This window comes from Azospirillum sp. TSO35-2 (genome assembly GCF_003116095.1).
GTDB lineage: Bacteria > Pseudomonadota > Alphaproteobacteria > Azospirillales > Azospirillaceae > Azospirillum.
The window spans coordinates 110,283-129,147 of sequence record NZ_LGRA01000008.1 but is presented as its reverse complement, the minus strand read 5'-3'; the positions used below and the strand labels follow the sequence as shown (position 1 = coordinate 129,147).

Here is an 18,865-nt window from a genome sequence, read left to right as displayed (position 1 = left end):
AGGAGTTCCCCCATGATCTCCAGCACGCCTTACGATGTCCGCGACGCCGACGTGATCGTCGTCGGGTCCGGCCTGGCCGGGATGACCGCGGCGCTGCGGCTGGCGCCGCGGGCCGTCACCCTCATCACCAAGACCGCCGACCTGCCCGGCGGCTCCAGCGCCCACGCCCAGGGCGGCATCGCCGCCGCCATCGGTCCCGGCGACCGGCCGGAGGACCACGCCGCCGACACGGTGGCGGCCGGGGCCGGGCTGGTCGACGCGGCGATGGCCGACCTGCTGACCCGCGACGGCGCCGCGGCGGTGCGGGCAATGCTGGCCGACGGGCTGCCTTTCGACCGGGCGCCCGACGGCGCGCCGCTGCTGGGCCGCGAGGCGGCGCATGGTGCCGCGCGCATCGTCCACGCCGGCGGCGACGCCACCGGGCGGACGCTGGTGACGGCGCTGGCCGCAAGGCTGCGCGCCACCCCGTCGGTCCGGGTGGAGACCGACGCCTTCGCCGTCGATCTCGCGATGCGGAATGGCCGGGTCTGCGGCCTGCTGGCCTGCCATCCGGAGGGCTGGGTGCTGCACCGGGCGCCGCGGGTGATCCTGGCGACCGGCGGCATCGGCGCCGCCTTCGCCCGCACCACCAACCCGGCGGAGGCGACCGGCGACGGGCTGGCCATCGCCGCGCGGGCCGGCGCCCGGCTGGCCGACCTGGAGTTCGTGCAGTTCCACCCGACGGCGCTGAACGTCGACGCCGACCCGGTGCCGTTGCTGACCGAGGCGTTGCGCGGGGCCGGCGCCGTCCTGCTCGACCGCGCCGGCCGGCGCTTCATGCCGGACGAGCACCCGCTGGCCGAGCTGGCGCCGCGCGACGTCGTCGCCCGCGCCATCGGCCGGCGCGTCGCGGCGGGGGAGCCGGTGTTCCTCGACCTGCGCCCGGCGCTCGCCGCCAAGCCCGGCGGCTTTCCCACCGTGCTGGCGCTGTGCGCCGCGCATGGGCTGGATCCATTCGCCGCGCCGATGCCGGTGGCGCCCGCCGCGCATTACCACATGGGCGGGGTGGTCACCGACGCCGACGGCCGCACCAGCCTGGACGGCCTGTGGGCCTGCGGCGAGGTCGCCTGCACCGGCGTCCACGGCGCCAACCGGCTGGCCAGCAACTCCTTGCTGGAGGCGCTGGTGTTCGGCGCCCGCGTCGCCCGCGACGTGGCGGAACGGCCGCTGGCGCCGCTGCCGCCCTTCGCCCTGCCCGACCCGCCCGCCGTGGCGGCCGACGTCGGCGACGCGCTGCTCGACGCCATCGGGGCGGCAGCGCGCGCCGCGCTGTACGAGGGCGCCGGGCTGGTCCGCGACGGGCTGGGGCTGCGCGCCGCCCGGCGCAAGCTCGACCGGCTGGCGGCGGCGCTCGACACGCTGCGCGGCGAGGATGGGGACGCCGCGGAAGCGCCGCCGTCGCTGGTGCGGCGGTGGGGCGAGGCGCGCAACCGGCTGCTGGTCGGCCGGCTGGTCGTCCACGCCGCGCTGTCCCGCAACGAGAGCCGCGGCGCCCATTGCCGCAGCGACCATCCCTTGCCCGACCCCGCCTTCGGCCGCGACGCCGACCGCCGGGTCCTGACCCTCAGCGATCTGGCCGGCACCGCCGGCCCCCTGCCCGGAGACGCCGCATGCTGCATCCTCTGACCGTCGAGCCCATCGTCCGCGCCGCCCTGGCGGAGGATCTCGGCCGGGCCGGCGACATCACCACCGACAGCATCATCCCGGCCGACGCGGTGGCGACCGCCCGCATCGCTACCCGCAAGGACGGCCGCGTCGCCGGGCTGGAGGCGGCGCTGATCGCCTTCCGCCTGCTCGACCCCGCCGTGTCGGTCACGGTGGAGCGCGAGGACGGCAGCGACGTGGCGCCGGGCGGCACCATCGCCAGCCTGACCGGCAAGGCCCGCGCCCTGCTGACGGCGGAGCGCACCGCGCTGAACCTGATGGGCCGGCTGTCCGGCATCGCCACCGCGACCCGTTCCCTGGTGCGGGAGGTGGAGGGCACCAATGCCCGCATCGTCTGCACCCGCAAGACCACCCCCGGCCTGCGTGTGCTGGAAAAGCACGCGGTGAGGCTCGGCGGCGGCTTCAACCACCGCTTCGGGCTGGATGACGCGGTGCTGATCAAGGACAACCACATCGCGGTCGCCGGCGGCGTTCGTCCGGCGGTCGAGCGCGTCCGCGCCGCCATCGGCCACATGGTGAAGGTGGAGGTGGAGGTCGACACGCTGGATCAGCTCGACGAGCTGCTGGGCCTGCCGGTCGACGTCGTGCTGCTCGACAACATGGACCCCGACACGCTGCGCCGCGCCGTGCGGATGGTCGACGGCCGCCTGTTGACCGAGGCGTCGGGCAACGTCACGCTGGCGACGGTGCGCGCCATCGCGGACACCGGCGTCGACATGATCTCCTGCGGCTGGCTGACCCACAGCGCGCCGAACCTGGATCTGGGGCTGGATATGTGAGGCGAAACAAGCACCCCCTCCCGGGGCGGGAGAGGGTGCTTTCGCTTACGCCGCCAGCGTCTCGACCTGGCCGTCGAGCTTCATCAGCAGCAGTTCGACCTCCAGCTCGGGGTGGCGTTCCTTGGCCATCGCCTTCAGCTTGGTCAGGTACTGGCCATGGACTTCGGTTTCCCGCGGGACGTCGCTGGCCAGATCCAGGTTGAGGAAGGCCTTGTAGGCGCCGCAGTCGCGGTGATCGATGACGATCAGCCGCTTGATGTGGTGCAGGTCGCGGGCGATCTCGACCTCGTCCCAGAAGGCTTCGCCCCAGGACGGCTTCTTGTCGTTCAGCGCGCCCAGGCTGGCGCCGGCCAGAACGATGTGGTCGTATTTTTCCTTCAGATTGCGCCCGTTCATGTATTCGGCGACGTGAGCCATCAGCCGGTAATCCATGCAGGTCAACAGCAGCGTGTCGACGCCGCCCGCCTGCGCCGGCCGCACCAGCATCGGCGTCATCAGCGTCACGCCGGCCCCCAGCGTCGCCAGCTTCAGAAAGCCGCGGCGCGAGTTGTGCGGGGCGTGGCAGCACTCATCGCCGTGCCCGGCGGACTGGTGCGTCGTCAAATCCTTCATGATGCCCTCCCTCGAATGTCAGTCCGGCGGAGGGTAATCACGCATTCCCTAAAATTCTATCTACAAGGTTCGACAGTAAGGGATTTCCGTATTGTAGAAATAAACAGAAAAGTTACAGGACTCCGCTATCTTTCTTTCCAACCACCGCAACATAAAAACAGCCTGCTCACACCAGGATATGCATTGCTCATAAATTACCCTTCGGACCAATAGGGTTTTTTTGAAAACCGGACAAAACGAAACGGGCCGCCCCCTTTGCAAGGGGCGGCCCGTTCCAGGCATGGACGGTACCGGTCGTCAGCCGCGCGTGCTGCTCGGTGCCGGGGTGCCGGCGGATCCGACGGTGTCGGAGGCCGGCGGCGGCGAAGCGCTCGCGCTGTGGTTGGACGAACAGTCCGCGTTGGCGATCCCCGCCGTCAGGAGAGCGGCGAGACCGAACAATGCGGCGACGACCGGACTGGCTCCATGAGACATTGGATCACCTCCTTTCTGAAACGTTGCGACCAGCCTTAGATTGGCACAGCGCCGCGCTGGGTCAATGGCCCGTCATACGCTCTGCCATCGGAACAGGTGGAGCATTCATACCCGACCCGGTTTATCGGGTTTCCAGCAGCCCGCTCATGGTCGCGAACAGCTCCGACTTGGCTTCGAAGCCGATGCCGGGCAGGTCGGGCAGGCGGACGCGGCCGTCCTCCACCGCGATGCCGTCGGCGAAGCCGCAGAAGGGCTTGAAGACGTCGGGGTAGGACTCGTTGCCGCCCAGATGCAGGCCGGCGGCGATGTTCAGCGACATCTGGTGCCCGCCATGCGGCACGACGCGCCGGCTGGACCAGCCGTTCTCCGCCAGCATGTCGAGCGTGCGCATGTACTCGACCAGGCCATAGCTCAGCGCGCAGTCGAACTGCAGCCAGTCGCGGTCGGGCCGCATGCCGCCGTGGCGGATCAGGTTGCGGGCGTCCTGGTGCGAGAACAGGTTCTCGCCGGTCGCCATCGGCCGGTCGTAATGCGTCGCCAGTTCGGCCTGCAGCGCGTAGTCCAGCGGGTCGCCGGCCTCCTCGTACCAGAACAGGCCGTAGGGCTTCAGCGCCTCGGCGTAGGCGACGGCGGTCTTCAGGTCGAAGCGGCCGTTGGCGTCGACGCAGAGGTTCGCACCCGACCCGACCACCTCCAGCACCGCGTCGATGCGGCGCCGATCCTCGTCCAGCGGGGCGCCGCCGATCTTCATCTTCACGACCGTGTAGCCGCGGTCGCGGTAGCTGCGCATCTCGTCCTGCAGCGCCTTCACATCCTTGCCGGGGTAGTAATAGCCGCCGGCGGCGTAGACCCAGACGCTGTCGTCGGCGACGCCGCCGCGGTAGCGGTCGGCGAGCAGGCGATAGAGCGGCTGGCCGGCGATCTTGGCCACGGCGTCCCACACCGCCATGTCGATGGTGCCGACGGCGACCGAGCGTTCGCCATGGCCGCCCGGCTTCTCGTTGGTCATCAGCCGCGCCCAGATGCGGAAGGGGTCGAGGTTCCCGCCGTCATCGTCGAGCAGGCTGTCGGGGGCCGCGCCCATCAGCCGGGGGATGAAGCGTTCGCGCAGCAGCCCGCCCGCGGCGTAGCGGCCGTTGGAGTTGAAGCCGTAGCCGATCACCGGCTTGCCGTCGCGGATCACGTCGGTGACGACGGCGACGACGCTGCAGGTCATCTGGCTGAAGTCGATGAAGGCGTTGGCGATGTCGGACTTGATGCCGGCGGTCTTCTCGCGGATCTCGACGATGCGCATGGCGGCTCCTCCTGCGGCGTGGTGGCGTGTGGCGTGGCGGCACTGTAGGGATGGACGCGGCCGCACGGCCAATGCCAAGGTCGGAACGCATGATGCGCATCCGGCATGGGCCATGAGACCGAAGGTGCGCGACCTGATGACGACGCTTGACGTGATGAAAGCTGGGCAATGGAACTCTCCTGGCTCGACGATTTCCTGGCGCTGGTCGACAGCGGCAACTTCTCCCGCGCCGCCGACGCGCGCCACCTGACCCAGCCGGCCTTCAGCCGCCGCATCCGCGCGCTGGAGGATTGGGCCGGCACGCCGCTGTTCGACCGCGGTGGCCAACCGGTGACCCTGACCGAGGCCGGGCGCCGCTTCCGCCCCTTCGCCGACGAAACCGTCCGCCGCCTGCTGCAGGGCCGGGAGGAGGCGCGGCTGGCCGCCCAGTCGGAGGCGGCGACCCTGCGCTTCGCCGCCACCCACGCGCTGTCGCTGACCTTCTTCCCCTCCTGGCTGCGCGCGCTGGAGGCCCGCGCCCGGCTGGGCGCCATCACCCTGTCGTCGGACAGCATGGAGGCCTGCGAGCGGCTGATGCTGTCCGGGCAGGCGCAGTTCCTGCTGTGCCACGCCCACCCCGCCGCCGCCGGCCGGCTGGAGGCGGAATCCTTCCGCTCGGTGGTGGTCGGCGGCGACCGGCTCGTCGCGGTGACGGCGCCGTTCAGCGCCGGGCTGGGGGCGGACAGCCCGGGGCAGCCGCGCCACGCCCTGCCGGGCAGCGACGACGCGCCGTTGCCGCACCTGTCCTACAGCCGCGAATCCGGCATGGGCCGCATCCTGGAGGCGGTGCGCGCGGTGCAGCCGGCGCCGGCGACGCTCGACACCGTCTTCACCTCCCACTTGGCAGCGGTGCTGCGCACGCTGGCGCGCGACGGGCGCGGGGTGGCGTGGCTGCCCGAAAGCCTGATTGCCGAGGATCTGGCGCGCGGCGCGCTGGTGCCGGCCGGCGACGACCGCTGGACCGTGCCGGTGCAGATCCGGCTGGTCCGCCCCCGCGCGCGCCAGACCAAGGCGGCCGAAAGCTTCTGGACGCTGGCGGTCGAGGCGGCGCTGTGGCGCAACGCCGAGTCGCCCGCGGAGTCCGGCGGGGTGGTTGCCGGAGTGGAGACGACCGCAGAAAAAGAGTTGTGATCATTGCTTGCCGCCACGCTTTGACCGTTGACATTTTCGCAGGTGGTGTTCCAGGAGTCGATTTCGCTGGCGCTAACCCTTTCGATAGGGCAAAATTTGCCGAGCTGGGGGTTCAAGCCGGACTCCAGCGACCGCGGCAACCCACGTGGGATCGGTTCGGCCGGCTTGCCGAAGAAGCGTCGCGACAGCGACCGGAGGAGCCACCATGGGCGTCAGCAGCATCGGCGGAGTCGGCGGCTATCAGCCGCAGCCTTACGTCACCCCGCTCAGCAGCGGTCCGGAAGCCGCGCAGCGGTCCACCTCGCCCGTCGAAAGCGCGCAGGAAGACCAGACGGAGCGCACGCGCCGCCAGCAGGAAGCGCAGAGCAGCACGCAAAGCACGTCGGGCGGCAACACCACGCCGACGCGCGGGCAGAACCTGAACATCACCGTCTGAGTCGACCCGTCTGAACCGACGGGGGACTGAACCGGGGGTTCGGGCCACAGGCGGCCAAACCGAGCAGGGCGGGAGGCACCGATGGAGATCCGTGGCGTTTCCAGCACGACGGTGTTCCGGCCGACCTCGTCCGGTGCGACCGATTCCGCCTCCGATGCGCTGGCCGCGGGCGGCTCGACGGCCGACGGTTCGACCGCGGGCGCGGCGGAGAAGGCATCCTCCGGCGGCGGCTATGTCAGCCCGCTCCTGCGTTACGACCAGAGCGCCCGGGTCGCGGTGCTCTATTTCCGCGACTTCGACACCGGCGAAACCCAGGACCAGATCCCCTCCCGACGGGTGGTCGAGGAATACCGCCGCGCCGCCGGACGCCTGGCGTCGGACAGCGTTGCCAAATCGGGCGACGGCGCCAACGACCGGTCCGGGACGGCGGGTGCCGGAACCGGGTCGGGCAGCCGGACGGACGCCGTGACGACAGTGACCGCGGCGGCGGCAGCGGCGGTGGCGGGCACCTCCTTCGCCGCGACCGGCGGGTACTCGGGCACCTCATCCGGCGGCTCCACCAGCGGGGTGGGCACCGGGACCGGGTCATCCACCGCCACCACCGGCGGCGGCTTCACCCCGGCGGCGACCGGTGGCGGCAGCTACGGCGCCTCGACCGGCGGACTGGTGTCGGTGACGGTCTGAGGCCATCGGGTCGAGACGTCGGGTCGAGACGCCGGCGGCGGCCGCGTCCTCTGCCGAGCGGCAGCGGCTTGCCGCTCCGCCCTACTGCCCATCCTTGCCGAGCGCCGCCTTTTCCCGCTCCACCACGTCCAGAATCCGGCGCAGCGCCTCGGCCGACAGGGGGGTGTCCATGTTCAGGCTGTCCGCGAACTTGCGGAGCGCGCCGATGGCGCGGCGCTTGCCGATGTGGTCCTCGTCGCCGGGCTGGGCCGGCTCCACCACCGGGCCCTTGTAGTAGCTGCCGCGAAAGCCCCACTGGCGGCGGCCGTCGGAGCGCCACTCGCTGCCGTCGGACAGGATCATGCAGCGGCCGTCATGGCTGTAGCGCTCCACCGTGGCGATGGATTGCGGGCCGGACTGGCCGGTGTGGATGGTCACGCGGTCGCCGACGTGGAAGCTGGCGGCAGTGAACATGCTGTCTCCCCGAATGGCGCCCGGCCCAGCGTCGGCTCGACGGGGCGCCGCAAGATTCCAAAGCGTTCTTTTCCACGATGCGCGCCGGCAAATCCAGCGGGTTTCATCCTTCCGGCAGAATGAAGCTGGCCACGACCGGCGCGTGGTAGCTGACCGGCGACGGCGTGTCGGGATGATGGACCTCGTCCATCAATTCTTCATTGTGGATGGCGACGTCGCGCAACCGTTCGGCCAGCCGGGGCGAGGCCATCAGGTGGTCGAGCAGGACCGGCGTGCCGGCGTGCAGCACGGTGTAGCGCCGCTCCTCCGCGATCGCCTGCTCCAGCGGCTCCAGCACGCGGGCGGCCAGCTCCGGGTTGCCGGTGAAGTCGAGGCCGGCGCGGATGATGCGCACCGCGGTCTGCTCCAGGTCGGCGTTGCAGTCGCCGGCGACGACGATCAGCGCGTCGGGATCGGCGTCGAACAGCCGGTCGACCGCCATCCGGGTTTCCAGCGCCTGCCCCGCCCGCTTGATCGAGGCGAGGTAGAAGCCCTCGGCCCAGCCCGACGGCGTCTTCCAGGTCGAGGCGTCGATCTTCTGCCCCGGCACCGGGGCGGCGATCGGCGCGCGCAGATGCAGGTCGAACACATGCAGCGGCCGCCCGCCGGGCAACGCCACCTCGGCGTGCAGCACCGGGCGGTCCCAGCCGACCTCCATCGCCTCGTCCTGCGGCGGGTCGGCGGTGGCCAGACGCACCCGGGCCGGCGGAACCAGATCGTGGCGCAGCAGCCGGGCCGCGGCGATCGGCCAGCGGCTGACGATCACCGGGTTGTGGCGGTCGGCCGGCGAGTCGGAGTCGCCCGCCGTCACCGCATAGTCCTGGTAGCGCGTGCCCTCCAGCAGACGGCCCAGCGCCCGCAGCACGCGCGGCTCGCTCTTCACCGGATGCTGGGCGTCGACCTCCTGCAGGCAGAGGATGTCGGCGTCCAGCCGCTCCAACTGCGGGCGCAGGGTGGCGATCCGCGCCGCGAACGGCGGATCGTCGGTGTCGTCGTCCAGATTCTCCAGGTTGAAGGTGGCGATCCTGAACAGCGTGTCGGCCATGGCGGGCTCCCGCGGACGGAGGGCGTGTCGATGAGGGCGCCGGACGGGAGGACGCCGGACAGCGAGCTTATCAGAACAGCTCGATGTCGCCTTCGATCCGCGTTTTCCGCAGATGCTCCATGTAGGAGGATTCGCTGCGGGCGATGTCGTGCAGCGACTCGTCGCCGATCAGCCGGCGCTGGCTGCGTCCGGAGGTGGGGAAGAACCGCACCGCCCGCGGGGCGGCGCCGCCGACGTCCCAACTGACCGTCGGGATGCCTTCGGTCGCCAGATACTCCATCACGAACTCGACGTTGCGTTGGCCGATGTTGGCGGTGCGCAGCGTGTTCAGGTTGACGTTGGCCCCGCCGAACAGCTTGGCGCGCAGCCGGTCGCGCCGGCCGGTGACGCGCAGCAGCCGGTTGATCAGCTGCTCCATCGCGGTGGCGCCATAGCGCGAGGACAGCGACACCGTGTCCAGCCCGGCGTCGGGCAGCAGGAAATGGTTCATCCCGCCGATCTCCGCGACCGGATCGTACAGGCAGGCGGCGACGCAGGACCCCAGCGTGGTGGTGATGACGACGTTCGGATCGTCGGTGACCACGCAGCCGCCGACGACGATGTTCACCACCTCCGCCCCCAGGCGGCGGTCATGGTAGCGGTTGGCGGCGACGTCCTGCCGTTCCAGCGTACGGCGCAGAACGGTGCGCGCGGTGTTGCTGCGGAGGGGGTTGGACATCATCGGGGCCGGAAATCCTTGGACCGTGTCTGAGGAGAGCATCGCGGAAGGATCGCCGCGACGATCGTTGGCCTAAGAAGCGTTTATCGGCTTTTCAGCATAAAGACACATCCTCCGTCGTATGACGTTCATCGTCAATAGCCCGCGACCCAACGGTCCAGTGTTTCCGTCTGCACCGCGCGGGCGTGGACCGCCCAGGCGCGGGCCTCGGGCGGCGTCGCCGTCACCCGGCGGTCGAGCGCGGCGTCGAGCGCGGCGCGGCGTTCCGGGTCGGCGATGAACAGGACGAAGCCCAGCCGCCGCCCGCTGGACGCCGTCAACACCCCAGCCAGCCCCTTGACGTAGGCCAGGGTTCCCGACTTGGCGTGGACGCCGGCGGGCAGCGCCTTGCCGTCCTCCTCCCCCGGCAACAGCTCCCACAGCGCCGGGCCGCCGGCCCGCAGCAGCGCCGCCATCTGGCGCGGCGTGGCGCGCGAACCGGTGCCGAGACCGGAATGGTTGGCCAGCCGCAACCCGGCCCAACCGCCCGCCGCCCCATGGCCGTCCGGCGCCGGCCGCTGCGTCAGCCAGCCCTGGAGCAGCGCCGCCGACCGCTCCAGCGTCGTCACACTGGGATCGAGCCGGCGGGCGGCGGCCAGCCCGATCACCTCGGCCGACAGGTTGTTGGAATGGCGCAGCAGGCCGCGCGCCAGATCGGTCAGCGGCGGGCTGTCGAGCGCCGCCAGCACCGCGGCACCGGGCGGGGCACGGCCCGGCAGCGGCGGCGCCAGCGCGATGCCGGCGTCGGCGGCCAGCCGGCGGAACAGCGTGGCGGCGGCCAGCCCGGGCCGCGCCACCGGCACCCAGACCGCCCCCGACTCGGGCCCGGCCGCCGCCGCAGCGGCGACCCGCCAGCGATCGGCACCATCGGGCAGCAGCGGGAAGGCGCCGGCGGCGGCCGGCAACGCCGTCACGCTGTCCAGCGGCAGCCGCCCGGCGTCGGCGACCGTCAGCGCCTCCGGCGCCAGGCGACCGTCCGCGCCGCGCCGCCACGCCAGCAATGCACGGTTGTAGTTCAGCGACAGGGCGCCGACGCCCGTGTTGTAGGGCGCCGCCCAGGGCTGGCCGGCGTCGATCTCCGGCAATTCGGGCAGCGGGCCGCCATCGTACAGCAACCGCCCTTCCACCCGGCGCAGCCCGACGGCGCGCAGCCCCTCGACCAGCCGCAACAGCCCCTCGGTCGCCAGCGACGGGTCGCCGCCGCCCTGCAGCACCAGATCGCCGTGCAGCACCCCGTCGCGCAGCGGACCGGCGCCGAGCAGCCGCGTGGTGAAGCGGTGGTCCGGCCCCAGCAGGGCGAGCGCCGCCACCACCGTCGGCAGCTTGGCCACCGACGCCGGGATGAAGGGCCGGTCGGCGTCGCGCGCCTCCACCACCCCGCCGGTTTCGACGTCGAACAGAAGGAAGCCGACGGCGGCGCTCTCCGCAGCGGTGCGGCCGGAGCCGGCCCCGGCGGAACCGGCATGAACGGGACCGGCGGCCACAACCGCCGAGGTCAGGATGGTCAGCAGCAGCGCGGCGAGCCACCGGGCGGACAGGCGCCGCCGGATGGGCGCGATCTGGAAACATGCGGTCATGGGCAACGGGCCGGAAATGCCATCTTGCGGCGCCAGTCAGGGGCTTTCCGCTTCTGAAAGAACCTTTGATAAAGTATTTTGGAGAAAAATTGCGGGAAAACGCTGTTGGACAGGGAGCCGGGCACAGACCGGCCGGGGGGCGGGATGGCGATGTCCAAGCGGCGCGAGACGCGCTTCGAAGTGGTGGTCGAACAGGGCGGCAAGCCGAACATCGACGGCGTCTTCGACGATGAGAAGGCGGCGACGGAACGCGCCAACTATCTGCTGCGCCTCGCCAAGTTCCCGGTCGTCCGCGTCGTGCGCATCACCGGCTCCGGCCGCGAGGAAACCGTCTTCCAGAAGTCGTCGAGCGGCGGCGGCACGCTGACCACCATCTCGCCGATCACCGACGCCAACCTGTGCACCGATGTGCTCCAGGTCTTTTCCTTCGACAGCCGGATGACGCTGCTGCGGCTGCTGCGCGGCTATTGGGACGACCAGGGCGTCGTTCCGTGCGAACAGCTCCACCGCTACTATCCGTTGCGCTACTTCGAACGCGAGGCGCTGCTGTTCAACCCGGCGGTCAGCCGGCTGGCCAGCATCCAGGCGCCGATGCTGGGGCTGAAACCGCACGAACGCTACGACCAGATCATCCGCCTGTTCACCGCGCTGAAGGATCTGGCGCAGAAGGCCGACACGCTGGCGCCCTTCGACCAGGCGCTGATGCGCGGCGGCATCGCCGGCCTGCTGCTGGCGGCGGTCGACCGCCCGGTGGAGGAGCGCGACCGCATCGTCAGCCACGCCGTCGGCTCGCTGCTGGAACCGCACCGCGACTGGGGCGCCAAGCTGTCCGCGGTGCTGCGCCTGCACCAGGAGGGCGACGGCGAGAACACCCGGCTGGTCGACGAGTTCGCCGCCGAGATCGTCGACGGTCGCGAGCCGATCCGCGCGCTGATCGGCTATTCGCCCGACCTGGGCTCGGCCATTCTGGCGCTGCTGGCGACGTTGCGCGGCGACCTGGACGACCGGCTGCCGCACACCGAACCGCTGCTGGCGCTGTCCAACGCCATCGGCGGCGGCGGTTTCGTCCAGACGCGCGAGGCGGTGCTGCGCCGCATCCGCGGCGGGCTGGACGGGCTGACCCCGCTGACCCGCACCGGCGCCGGCAGCGACGCCAGGGCCTTCCAGGCGATCGTCGACGGCATGATCGCCTTCGACGGCTTCATGGGTGGCCCGGCGATGGCGGAGACGCTGACCCGCCGCGGCAAGACCGTCTGGGCGACCGGCGGCATCGACCTGCCCTTCGCCGACACGGTGATGCGGCTGGCCGGCCGGCACGGCACGGCGGCCGGACGGCTGGGCTATCTGCTCGACCTCGGCGCCAGCGCCTATGGCCACCACAAGATCAGCTTCGTCATCCAGCGGGTGGCCGAGGAATTCAACCGCGTCAAGTCGGCCGCCGAACTGGCCGCCCCCGGCGTGTCGGTGCAGGAGGTGCGCGACGGGCTGGGCCGCCGCCTGCGCGCCGCCGGCATCCCGCGGGCGCTGGCCGACGGGCTGATCGCCAAGATCGCCACCATCCCCGACGAGCAGCGGGTGTCGGTGGCGGGCACCGGCGTGCCGCCCGGCCAGCGCCTGGGCGATGCCGGGATGGCGGCGGGTGGCATGGCAGCGGGTGGCATGGAGGTGATGACGGTCGACGTCTACAACCCGCCGCCCGCGGGCGCCCGCCTGACCCTGCGCTACCAGGGCCGGACCGTGGTGCTGCCCGATGCCGGGGCGGAGATCGTCATCGGCCGCGCCGCCGATTGCGGCATCGTGCTGGACCACGCCTCGGCCTCGCGCCGGCACGCGGCGGTGCGGCTGGGCGATGGCGGCGGCGTGCTGGAGGATCTCAGCCGCAACGGCACCCGGCTGTCGCGGGAGGGCGGCGAGTCGCGCCTGCTGAAGCAGGGCGATGTCGCCGCGCTGTCCGGCCGTGGCGAGATCATCATCGGCTCGCTCGACCTCGGCGAACACCCCGCCCGCATCGCCTGGGAGATCACCGGGCGGTAGGGGGCCTCATAGGCGCCAACTTAGGTGCTTCGCATCGTTTCCAGACCGGCAATCCCGTCTTTCAGCGTCATTCCCGTGAAGGCGGGAATCAAGGCTTCCCCAGGAGAGAACCCATTGGGAACTTTGGATTCCCGCCTTCGCGGGAATGACGGTCGATGACGAGAGTGGTCGGCATCGTGAGGCTGAACACTTCAAAGTCAGCGTCTATGACGGCCGCTCAGCCCAGGAAGCCGGCCTCCATCACCCGGGTCTCCACCGTCCAGCCGGTGCCGCGGGCGGCGACGGCGGCGATGGTGCCGGGCAGGACGCGGCGGTCGAACAGGCTCCAGCCGTCGGGGGTGCCGACGTCGGCGCGCAGGCGGTCGTCGATCGCCAGCACGGCCGGCGGCTCGCCCGGCGTCACCGCCACCGCGAAACGGTCGAGCGGCATCGACAGCCCGACACCGGCCGCCTTGATGAAGGCCTCCTTCCGCGTCCAGGCCAGCAGGAACCCCTCGTCGCCCTGGTCGGGGGGAAGCGCCTGCAACGCCGCGCGCTCGCTCGCGTGGAAGAAGCGCTCGGCGATGCCTTCGGCGCTCTCGATCGGGCGCAGCCGCTCGATGTCGGCGCCGACCAGCCCGTCCACCGCCACGGCGATGGCCAGCGAATCCTCGCTGTCGGCGAGGTTGAAGGACGGCCCTCCCGGCAGCGACGGCTTGCCGTGGGTGCCATAGTCGAACCGCAGCGACGCCGGGTCCCGCCCGGTGCAGCGGCCGAGCAGCAGCCGCAGCAGCCCACGGCGCAGGATGAAGCGGTCGGTCAGCCGTTCCATCAGGAAGCGCCCGGCGCGGTCCAGCTCGTCCTCGGCCAGCAGGGCGCGCAACGCGGCGCGGTGGGCGGCGAAGCCGGTGAGATCGGCGAACCAGACGCGGATCACCCCCGGCGGAATGATGAAGTCGTCGATCGGCCCGGCTGTCCCGCCGGTTGCCATGCTGGTGCCGTCGTCATGCATCGGACAGCGTTCCTCCCGTGTTATAGGGGGCCTCGGCATAGGGGGCCCCGGAAATTAGCGTCCTGGCTCCCGCTGGGGTTTCGGGTATCATGCGCCCCTCTTGTTCTGCCCCCGCATCCGGATCCGGACCCCATGGTTGACACCGCCCTGCTCGCCCCGCACCTGACCAACGTTCTTCGCGACGCCTTCATCCCGGAGCTGCCCAATCATTACCGCGGCAAGGTGCGTGAAAACTACGACCTTCCGGACGGCAGGCGCATCCTCATCACCACCGACCGGCTGTCGGCCTTCGACCGCATCCTGACCGCCATCCCGTTCAAGGGCCAGGTGCTGACCCAGACCGCCCGTTTCTGGTTCGAGGCGACGAAGGACATCTGCGCCAACCATGTGCTGGAATACCCCGATCCCAACGTGGTGGTCGCCAAGCGGCTGACCATCATGCCGGTGGAGGTGGTGGTCCGCGACTACATGGCCGGCACCACCGGCACCTCGATCTGGTCGATGTACAAGCAGGGCCGGCGCGAGATGTACGGCCACATCTTCCCCGACGGGCTGCGCCAGAACCAGAAGCTCGGCACCCCGATCATCACGCCGACCACCAAGGCCTTCGACGCCGGCCACGACGAGGAGCTGACCGCGACCGAGATCGTGGAACGCAAGCTGCTGACCCGCGCCCAGTGGGACGAGGTGTCGGACAAGGCGCTGGCGCTGTTCGCCCGCGGCCAGACGATGGCGGCGGAGCGCGGCCTGATCCTGGTCGACACCAAGTACGAGTTCGGCTTCGACCAGGACGGCAACATCCTGCTGGCCGACGAGATCCACACGCCCGACAGCTCGCGCTACTGGTTCGCCGGCAGCTACCAGGAGCGGTTCGAGACCGGCGGCAAGCCCGACAGCTTCGACAAGGACTTCGTCCGCAACTGGGTCGTCGCCCGCTGCGATCCCTACACCCAGGACATTCCGGAAATCCCCGGCGACGTCGTGCTGGAAGCCGCCCGCGTCTACATCGAAGCCGGCGAGACCATCACCGGCCGCCCGTTCGAAGTGCCGGCCCAGGCCGTGCCGGTGCTGGACCGCATCCGCGCCAACTTGGCGCCCTACTTCAGCAAGTAAGGGGCGGGAGCGATGCGCGTCGCCATCCTCGACGACTACCAGGACGTCGCCCGCGACCTCGCCGACTGGTCGCGCCTGCCCGCCGGCAGCACGCTGACGGTGTTCAACGAGCCGCTCGCCGATGGAAACACGGGTGGCATCGACGCGGTGGCGGCGGCGCTGGAGCCGTTCGACGCGCTGGTCGTGATGCGCGAGCGCACGCCCTTCCCGGCGGCGCTGATCGACCGGCTGCCGAACCTGAAGCTGCTGGTCACCACCGGCGCCCGCAACAACGCCATCGACCTGACGGCGTGCGCGGCGCGCGGCATCCCGGTCAGCGGCACCGGCATGGTCGGCACGCCGACCGCCGAGCTGACCTGGGGCCTGATTCTGGCGCTGGCCAAGCGCATCCCGGCGGAGGAGCGGGCGCTGCGCGACGGGCGCTGGCAGACCGGGCTGACCAGCGACCTCGCCGGCAAGCGGCTGGGGCTGGTGGGGCTGGGCAAGCTCGGCACCAAGGTGGCGCGGGTCGGTCAGGCCTTCGGCATGGAGGTGGTGGCCTGGAGCCCCAACCTGACCGACGAGCGGGCGGCGGCGGCCGGCGTCACCCGCGTGGAGAAGCGCGCGCTGTTCGCCACGGCGGACGTGGTCAGCGTCCATCTGGTGCTGAGCGAGCGGACCCGCGGCGTGGTCGGCGCGGCGGAGATCGGGGCGATGAAGCCGACCGCCCTGTTCGTCAACACCTCGCGCGCCGGGCTGGTCGACGAGACGGCGCTGACCGACGCGCTGCGCCACGGCCACATCGGCGGCGCCGGCATCGATGTGTTCCCCGTCGAGCCTCTTCCGGCGGATAGCCTTTGGCTCAGCCTTCCCAACACCGTGCTGACGCCCCATCTGGGCTACGTCACGCGGGAGAATTACGCGGTGTTCTACCGTGACGCGCTGGAGGACATCCTGGCCTGGGCGGCCGGGGCGCCGGTGCGGCTCCTGACCGCGGGCTAGACGGAAACCGCGTGGGAGAGTGCCGGTGGGCTGGACGGACGGGGTCGGGAACAACGGCCGGGAAGGCCCCCGGGGCAATGGCGAGGGCAGCCTGTGGTCACGGCTCGGCCGGCACCAGTTGGGCCTGCTGATCGGGCTGTCGCTGTCCGCCGGGCTGCTGTTCGGCTTCGCCGAACTGGCCGGCGAGGTGATGGAGGGCGAGACCTCCACCTTCGACCGGGCGGTGCTGCTGGCCCTGCGCAACCCGCTGGACCCCGACCAGCCCGGCGGCCCCTGGTGGCTGGCGCGGGTGGCGCGCGACCTGACCGCGCTCGGCAGCACCACCGTCCTGACGCTGGTCACCATCGCCACGCTGGGCTTCCTGCTGCTGCTGCGCAAGAGGGCGGCGGCACTGCTGGTGCTGGTGTCGATCGGCGGCGGCGGCGTGCTGAGTTCAGTCTTGAAGGCGCTGTTCGACCGCGCCCGCCCCGATCTGGTGCCGCACGGCGACCAGGTGATCTCCGCCAGCTTCCCCAGCGGCCACGCCATGCTGTCGGCGGTGGTCTACCTGACGCTGGGGGCGCTGATCGGACAGTTCGTCCGCGGGCGGCGGATCAAGGCCTATCTGCTGGTGTGGGCGATGGTGCTGACGCTGGTGATCGGGTCCAGCCGGGTCTATCTGGCGGTCCATTGGCCGACCGACGTGCTGGCCGGCTGGTGCGTCGGCGCCGCCTGGGCGGCGCTGTGCTGGATCATCGCGGAATGGCTGCAGCGGCGCGGCGCGGTGGAGCAGGACCAGCCGGAACCGGCGGAAAAACACTGACGGGGCCGGGGCCGGACCGGTCATGGCGGCCTTGCGCCGCCACGGCGCACAAGTGGGTTGAATACGGAAGCGCGGCCGTGAATAGTCGGCGTCCATACCACTTTCGGACCGGACCTTTTCATGCCGCAGGGCACTCTCGACCGCGAAACCCTGGAAGCCGTCGGCGTGCTCGCCCGTGCGGTGGAGCGCGAGCGGGTGCCCGGCGTGCTGGAATGCCGGCTGCTGGTGAACGCCTTGCGCCGCACGCTCGATTCGGGGCGCGAGCGCGAACTGACCGAGGCGTCGCGCGTGTTCCGCACCCTGGACGCCGAGCTGCGCGAGCGCATCGTCGCCCGCGCCCGGGTGGAGGCCCAGGCCCAGGCGCGGTCCCACGCCCTCCGGCCCGACGCGGTCACGGTCGAAGTTCCGCCGGTCACCGCCCGCCGTCCCCAGCAGGCCAAGGGCAGCGCCGGTTCCAACTTCCTCGCGGCGCTGAACGGCCTGCGCCCGGCCGCGTCGGGCAAGAGCAGCCGCGGCGCCGCCAAGGACCGGCTGCGCGCCGCGGTCGACAACCAGCGCAAACTCGACGAGCGTCTGGAACCGACGCTCGACTGATACCGGCGGCTCCGGTCGATAAGCGGCTCCGCCGTCAGCCCGCCGCGGCGAGGGCGGCGGCGCGTTCGGCGTCCTTGGCGCGGCGGGCCTTGCGCTTCAGCCACCACATCAGGGTGCCGGTGACGGCGAACAGCGGCGGCAGCACGCCCGACAGGAACACCGCCCATTTCCACAACGGCCCCAGCCCCTCGCCGGCGTGCAGCGGGCGCTGCCACGCCAGCACGGTTTCACCGGCCGAATAGGCGGCGGGGTCGCGCAGCTCGACGACGCGGTCGGTCCAGGGGTCGACGAAGACAGTCGCCATCGGCGCGCCTTGCGGGTGGCCGGCCGGGGCGAGGCCGATGCGGTAGGCCTGGTCCGGACGGGCCGGCGGCGCGACGAAGCGCAGGTCGGCCCCCGGCAGCGCCTGACGGGCCAGCTCCACCGCGCGATCGACGTCGGTCGGGGTGGCGCCGCGGACCGGCTGGACCGTCACCGGAGCGCGCAGGTCGCGCGCCGGCAGCAGCGCCGACACCCCCGCCCCCAGCGTCTGCGGAAAGGCGAGGTAGACGCCGGAAAAGCTGACGACGAGGAAGACCAGCAGCGACCAGATGCCGACCGCCCCATGTAGATCGCGGTGGAAACGGGCGCCGCGCGCGCCGGCCTTCACCGTGAAGGCGGCCTTCCAACGGCCGGGCCGCGGCCACCACAGCACCAGCCCGCTGACGCCGAGCGCCAGCATCGCCACGCCGAGCCAGCCGACCGCCTCGCGCCCGCTGCGGTCGCGGACCAGCAGGTTGGCGTGCAGCGTGTGGACGGTGCGCAGGAAGCCGCCGTTCGCGACTTGACCGGGGGTGGAACGGTCGAGCACCGCCAAGGACACCGGGTCGATGGTCAGCGCACCGACCGGGCCTTGCGGCGCCGCTTGCGGGGCGCCTTGCAAGCCACCCTTCTCACCGTTGCGCGCGGCGACCAGACGGACGGTCGCCGGCTGGCCCCGCTCCTCGGGAAGGGTGATGAAGCCCGGCTGGGTGCCGGACGGGGCGGCGGCGCGGGCGGCGGCCAGGATCGCCGACATCGGCTGCGCCGGCCCGGTCGGCAGCACGAGGTTGGGACGGTCGCCGGTCAGGTCGCGCAACTCGTCCTCCACCACCAAAATCGATCCGGTGATGCCGAGCAGGACCAGCGGCAGGCAGAGGACCAGCCCGGTCCACAGATGGATGTTCTGAAGCGTGCGGTACCACAGGCGCTGGCTGCGCGGCGTGCTGGCGTTGGCCATGGCGTCGACCCTGGTGAAGGACGGCAAGAGGAACGGGCAAGGCATGGGGACGGCGAGGCGCCGCAGCC

General features: G+C 71.5%; 18 protein-coding genes. 10 read left to right on the top strand and 8 right to left on the bottom strand.

All coding sequences use genetic code 11. The features are described 5' to 3' along the window. The first annotated feature begins 12 nt into the window (after nucleotides 1-12). Together TSO352_RS02060 and nadC are read left to right on the top strand one after the other, a co-directional pair. A complete protein-coding gene (locus tag TSO352_RS02060) occupies nucleotides 13-1,665 on the top strand; it encodes an L-aspartate oxidase (RefSeq protein ID WP_109105729.1) in 1,653 nt (550 codons plus the stop codon). Continuing rightward, complete coding sequence (gene nadC / locus TSO352_RS02055) at nucleotides 1,650-2,483, top strand: carboxylating nicotinate-nucleotide diphosphorylase (RefSeq protein WP_109105728.1); 834 nt, start codon at nucleotides 1,650-1,652, stop codon at nucleotides 2,481-2,483. The genes TSO352_RS02060 and nadC overlap by 16 nt, the downstream gene beginning before the upstream one ends. A gap of 45 nt (nucleotides 2,484-2,528) precedes the next feature. Here nadC and TSO352_RS02050 read toward each other — a convergent pair whose 3' ends face one another. Next, on the bottom strand, nucleotides 2,529-3,095 hold the full coding sequence (locus tag TSO352_RS02050) for a carbonic anhydrase (RefSeq protein ID WP_109105727.1): 567 nt from the start codon (nucleotides 3,093-3,095) through the stop codon (nucleotides 2,529-2,531). 595 nt (nucleotides 3,096-3,690) lie between these two features. Then, on the bottom strand, nucleotides 3,691-4,863 hold the full coding sequence (locus TSO352_RS02040; protein WP_109105725.1) for a mandelate racemase/muconate lactonizing enzyme family protein: 1,173 nt from the start codon (nucleotides 4,861-4,863) through the stop codon (nucleotides 3,691-3,693). 168 nt (nucleotides 4,864-5,031) lie between these two features. On the opposite strand from TSO352_RS02040, the gene TSO352_RS02035 reads away from it, so the two are divergent. The 3 genes from TSO352_RS02035 (at nucleotide 5,032) to TSO352_RS02025 (ending at nucleotide 7,153) form a co-directional block, all read left to right on the top strand. After that, nucleotides 5,032-6,033 (top strand): LysR family transcriptional regulator, encoded by a 1,002-nt coding sequence (locus TSO352_RS02035; RefSeq protein ID WP_109105724.1) that lies wholly within the window; start codon nucleotides 5,032-5,034, stop codon nucleotides 6,031-6,033. Between the two features lie 205 nt (nucleotides 6,034-6,238). Further along, nucleotides 6,239-6,469 (top strand): hypothetical protein, encoded by a 231-nt coding sequence (locus TSO352_RS02030; protein ID WP_109105723.1) that lies wholly within the window; start codon nucleotides 6,239-6,241, stop codon nucleotides 6,467-6,469. A gap of 81 nt (nucleotides 6,470-6,550) precedes the next feature. Beyond that, nucleotides 6,551-7,153, top strand: coding sequence for a hypothetical protein (locus TSO352_RS02025; RefSeq protein ID WP_109105722.1), 603 nt, complete (start codon nucleotides 6,551-6,553; stop codon nucleotides 7,151-7,153). A gap of 81 nt (nucleotides 7,154-7,234) precedes the next feature. On the opposite strand, the gene TSO352_RS02020 is transcribed toward TSO352_RS02025, so the two are convergent. From TSO352_RS02020 to TSO352_RS02005, 4 genes are all read right to left on the bottom strand, one after another. Continuing rightward, complete coding sequence (locus TSO352_RS02020) at nucleotides 7,235-7,606, bottom strand: hypothetical protein (RefSeq protein ID WP_109105721.1); 372 nt, start codon at nucleotides 7,604-7,606, stop codon at nucleotides 7,235-7,237. Between the two features lie 103 nt (nucleotides 7,607-7,709). Next, entirely contained in the window at nucleotides 7,710-8,690 is a 981-nt protein-coding gene (locus TSO352_RS02015) for an endonuclease/exonuclease/phosphatase family protein (RefSeq protein WP_109105720.1), read from the bottom strand. 70 nt (nucleotides 8,691-8,760) lie between these two features. Beyond that, complete coding sequence (locus tag TSO352_RS02010; RefSeq protein ID WP_109105719.1) at nucleotides 8,761-9,411, bottom strand: chemotaxis protein; 651 nt, start codon at nucleotides 9,409-9,411, stop codon at nucleotides 8,761-8,763. Nucleotides 9,412-9,542: 131 nt separating this feature from the next. Beyond that, on the bottom strand, nucleotides 9,543-11,024 hold the full coding sequence (locus TSO352_RS02005; RefSeq protein WP_109105718.1) for a D-alanyl-D-alanine carboxypeptidase: 1,482 nt from the start codon (nucleotides 11,022-11,024) through the stop codon (nucleotides 9,543-9,545). A 144-nt stretch (nucleotides 11,025-11,168) separates the two neighbouring features. Between TSO352_RS02005 and TSO352_RS02000 the strand changes: the two genes are divergently transcribed. Beyond that, entirely contained in the window at nucleotides 11,169-13,058 is a 1,890-nt protein-coding gene (locus TSO352_RS02000) for an FHA domain-containing protein (protein WP_109105717.1), read from the top strand. 217 nt (nucleotides 13,059-13,275) lie between these two features. Here the strand turns inward: TSO352_RS02000 and TSO352_RS01995 are convergent, their stop codons facing one another. Beyond that, on the bottom strand, nucleotides 13,276-14,049 hold the full coding sequence (locus TSO352_RS01995; protein ID WP_109105716.1) for a 4'-phosphopantetheinyl transferase superfamily protein: 774 nt from the start codon (nucleotides 14,047-14,049) through the stop codon (nucleotides 13,276-13,278). A gap of 132 nt (nucleotides 14,050-14,181) precedes the next feature. Between TSO352_RS01995 and TSO352_RS01990 the strand changes: the two genes are divergently transcribed. The 4 genes from TSO352_RS01990 to TSO352_RS01975 all read left to right on the top strand — a co-directional run bounded on the left by TSO352_RS01990 (nucleotide 14,182) and on the right by TSO352_RS01975 (nucleotide 17,539). Then, nucleotides 14,182-15,162: a phosphoribosylaminoimidazolesuccinocarboxamide synthase gene (locus tag TSO352_RS01990; RefSeq protein ID WP_109105715.1), complete on the top strand. Its 981-nt coding sequence runs from the start codon at nucleotides 14,182-14,184 to the stop codon at nucleotides 15,160-15,162. A 12-nt stretch (nucleotides 15,163-15,174) separates the two neighbouring features. Further along, nucleotides 15,175-16,143, top strand: coding sequence for a D-2-hydroxyacid dehydrogenase family protein (locus TSO352_RS01985; protein WP_109105714.1), 969 nt, complete (start codon nucleotides 15,175-15,177; stop codon nucleotides 16,141-16,143). A 25-nt stretch (nucleotides 16,144-16,168) separates the two neighbouring features. Then, nucleotides 16,169-16,945: a phosphatase PAP2 family protein gene (locus TSO352_RS01980; RefSeq protein ID WP_109106625.1), complete on the top strand. Its 777-nt coding sequence runs from the start codon at nucleotides 16,169-16,171 to the stop codon at nucleotides 16,943-16,945. 120 nt (nucleotides 16,946-17,065) lie between these two features. After that, complete coding sequence (locus TSO352_RS01975) at nucleotides 17,066-17,539, top strand: hypothetical protein (protein WP_109105713.1); 474 nt, start codon at nucleotides 17,066-17,068, stop codon at nucleotides 17,537-17,539. A gap of 34 nt (nucleotides 17,540-17,573) precedes the next feature. Here the strand turns inward: TSO352_RS01975 and TSO352_RS01970 are convergent, their stop codons facing one another. Continuing rightward, nucleotides 17,574-18,797, bottom strand: a complete 1,224-nt coding sequence (locus TSO352_RS01970) for a PepSY-associated TM helix domain-containing protein (RefSeq protein ID WP_109106624.1) — start codon at nucleotides 18,795-18,797, stop codon at nucleotides 17,574-17,576. Nucleotides 18,798-18,865 lie beyond the last annotated feature (68 nt).

Coding starts and splice junctions, on each gene's coding strand:
- TSO352_RS02040 (WP_109105725.1), bottom strand. CDS start 4,863: ATGCGCATCGTCGAGATCCGCGAGAAGACCGCCGGCATCAAGTCCGAC.
- TSO352_RS01975 (WP_109105713.1), top strand. CDS start 17,066: ATGCCGCAGGGCACTCTCGACCGCGAAACCCTGGAAGCCGTCGGCGTG.
- TSO352_RS02015 (WP_109105720.1), bottom strand. CDS start 8,690: ATGGCCGACACGCTGTTCAGGATCGCCACCTTCAACCTGGAGAATCTG.
- TSO352_RS01970 (WP_109106624.1), bottom strand. CDS start 18,797: ATGGCCAACGCCAGCACGCCGCGCAGCCAGCGCCTGTGGTACCGCACG.
- TSO352_RS02050 (WP_109105727.1), bottom strand. CDS start 3,095: ATGAAGGATTTGACGACGCACCAGTCCGCCGGGCACGGCGATGAGTGC.
- TSO352_RS02035 (WP_109105724.1), top strand. CDS start 5,032: ATGGAACTCTCCTGGCTCGACGATTTCCTGGCGCTGGTCGACAGCGGC.
- TSO352_RS02030 (WP_109105723.1), top strand. CDS start 6,239: ATGGGCGTCAGCAGCATCGGCGGAGTCGGCGGCTATCAGCCGCAGCCT.
- TSO352_RS02060 (WP_109105729.1), top strand. CDS start 13: ATGATCTCCAGCACGCCTTACGATGTCCGCGACGCCGACGTGATCGTC.
- TSO352_RS02020 (WP_109105721.1), bottom strand. CDS start 7,606: ATGTTCACTGCCGCCAGCTTCCACGTCGGCGACCGCGTGACCATCCAC.
- TSO352_RS01995 (WP_109105716.1), bottom strand. CDS start 14,049: ATGCATGACGACGGCACCAGCATGGCAACCGGCGGGACAGCCGGGCCG.
- TSO352_RS01990 (WP_109105715.1), top strand. CDS start 14,182: ATGGTTGACACCGCCCTGCTCGCCCCGCACCTGACCAACGTTCTTCGC.
- TSO352_RS02010 (WP_109105719.1), bottom strand. CDS start 9,411: ATGATGTCCAACCCCCTCCGCAGCAACACCGCGCGCACCGTTCTGCGC.
- TSO352_RS01985 (WP_109105714.1), top strand. CDS start 15,175: ATGCGCGTCGCCATCCTCGACGACTACCAGGACGTCGCCCGCGACCTC.
- nadC (WP_109105728.1), top strand. CDS start 1,650: ATGCTGCATCCTCTGACCGTCGAGCCCATCGTCCGCGCCGCCCTGGCG.
- TSO352_RS02005 (WP_109105718.1), bottom strand. CDS start 11,024: ATGACCGCATGTTTCCAGATCGCGCCCATCCGGCGGCGCCTGTCCGCC.
- TSO352_RS02025 (WP_109105722.1), top strand. CDS start 6,551: ATGGAGATCCGTGGCGTTTCCAGCACGACGGTGTTCCGGCCGACCTCG.
- TSO352_RS02000 (WP_109105717.1), top strand. CDS start 11,169: ATGGCGATGTCCAAGCGGCGCGAGACGCGCTTCGAAGTGGTGGTCGAA.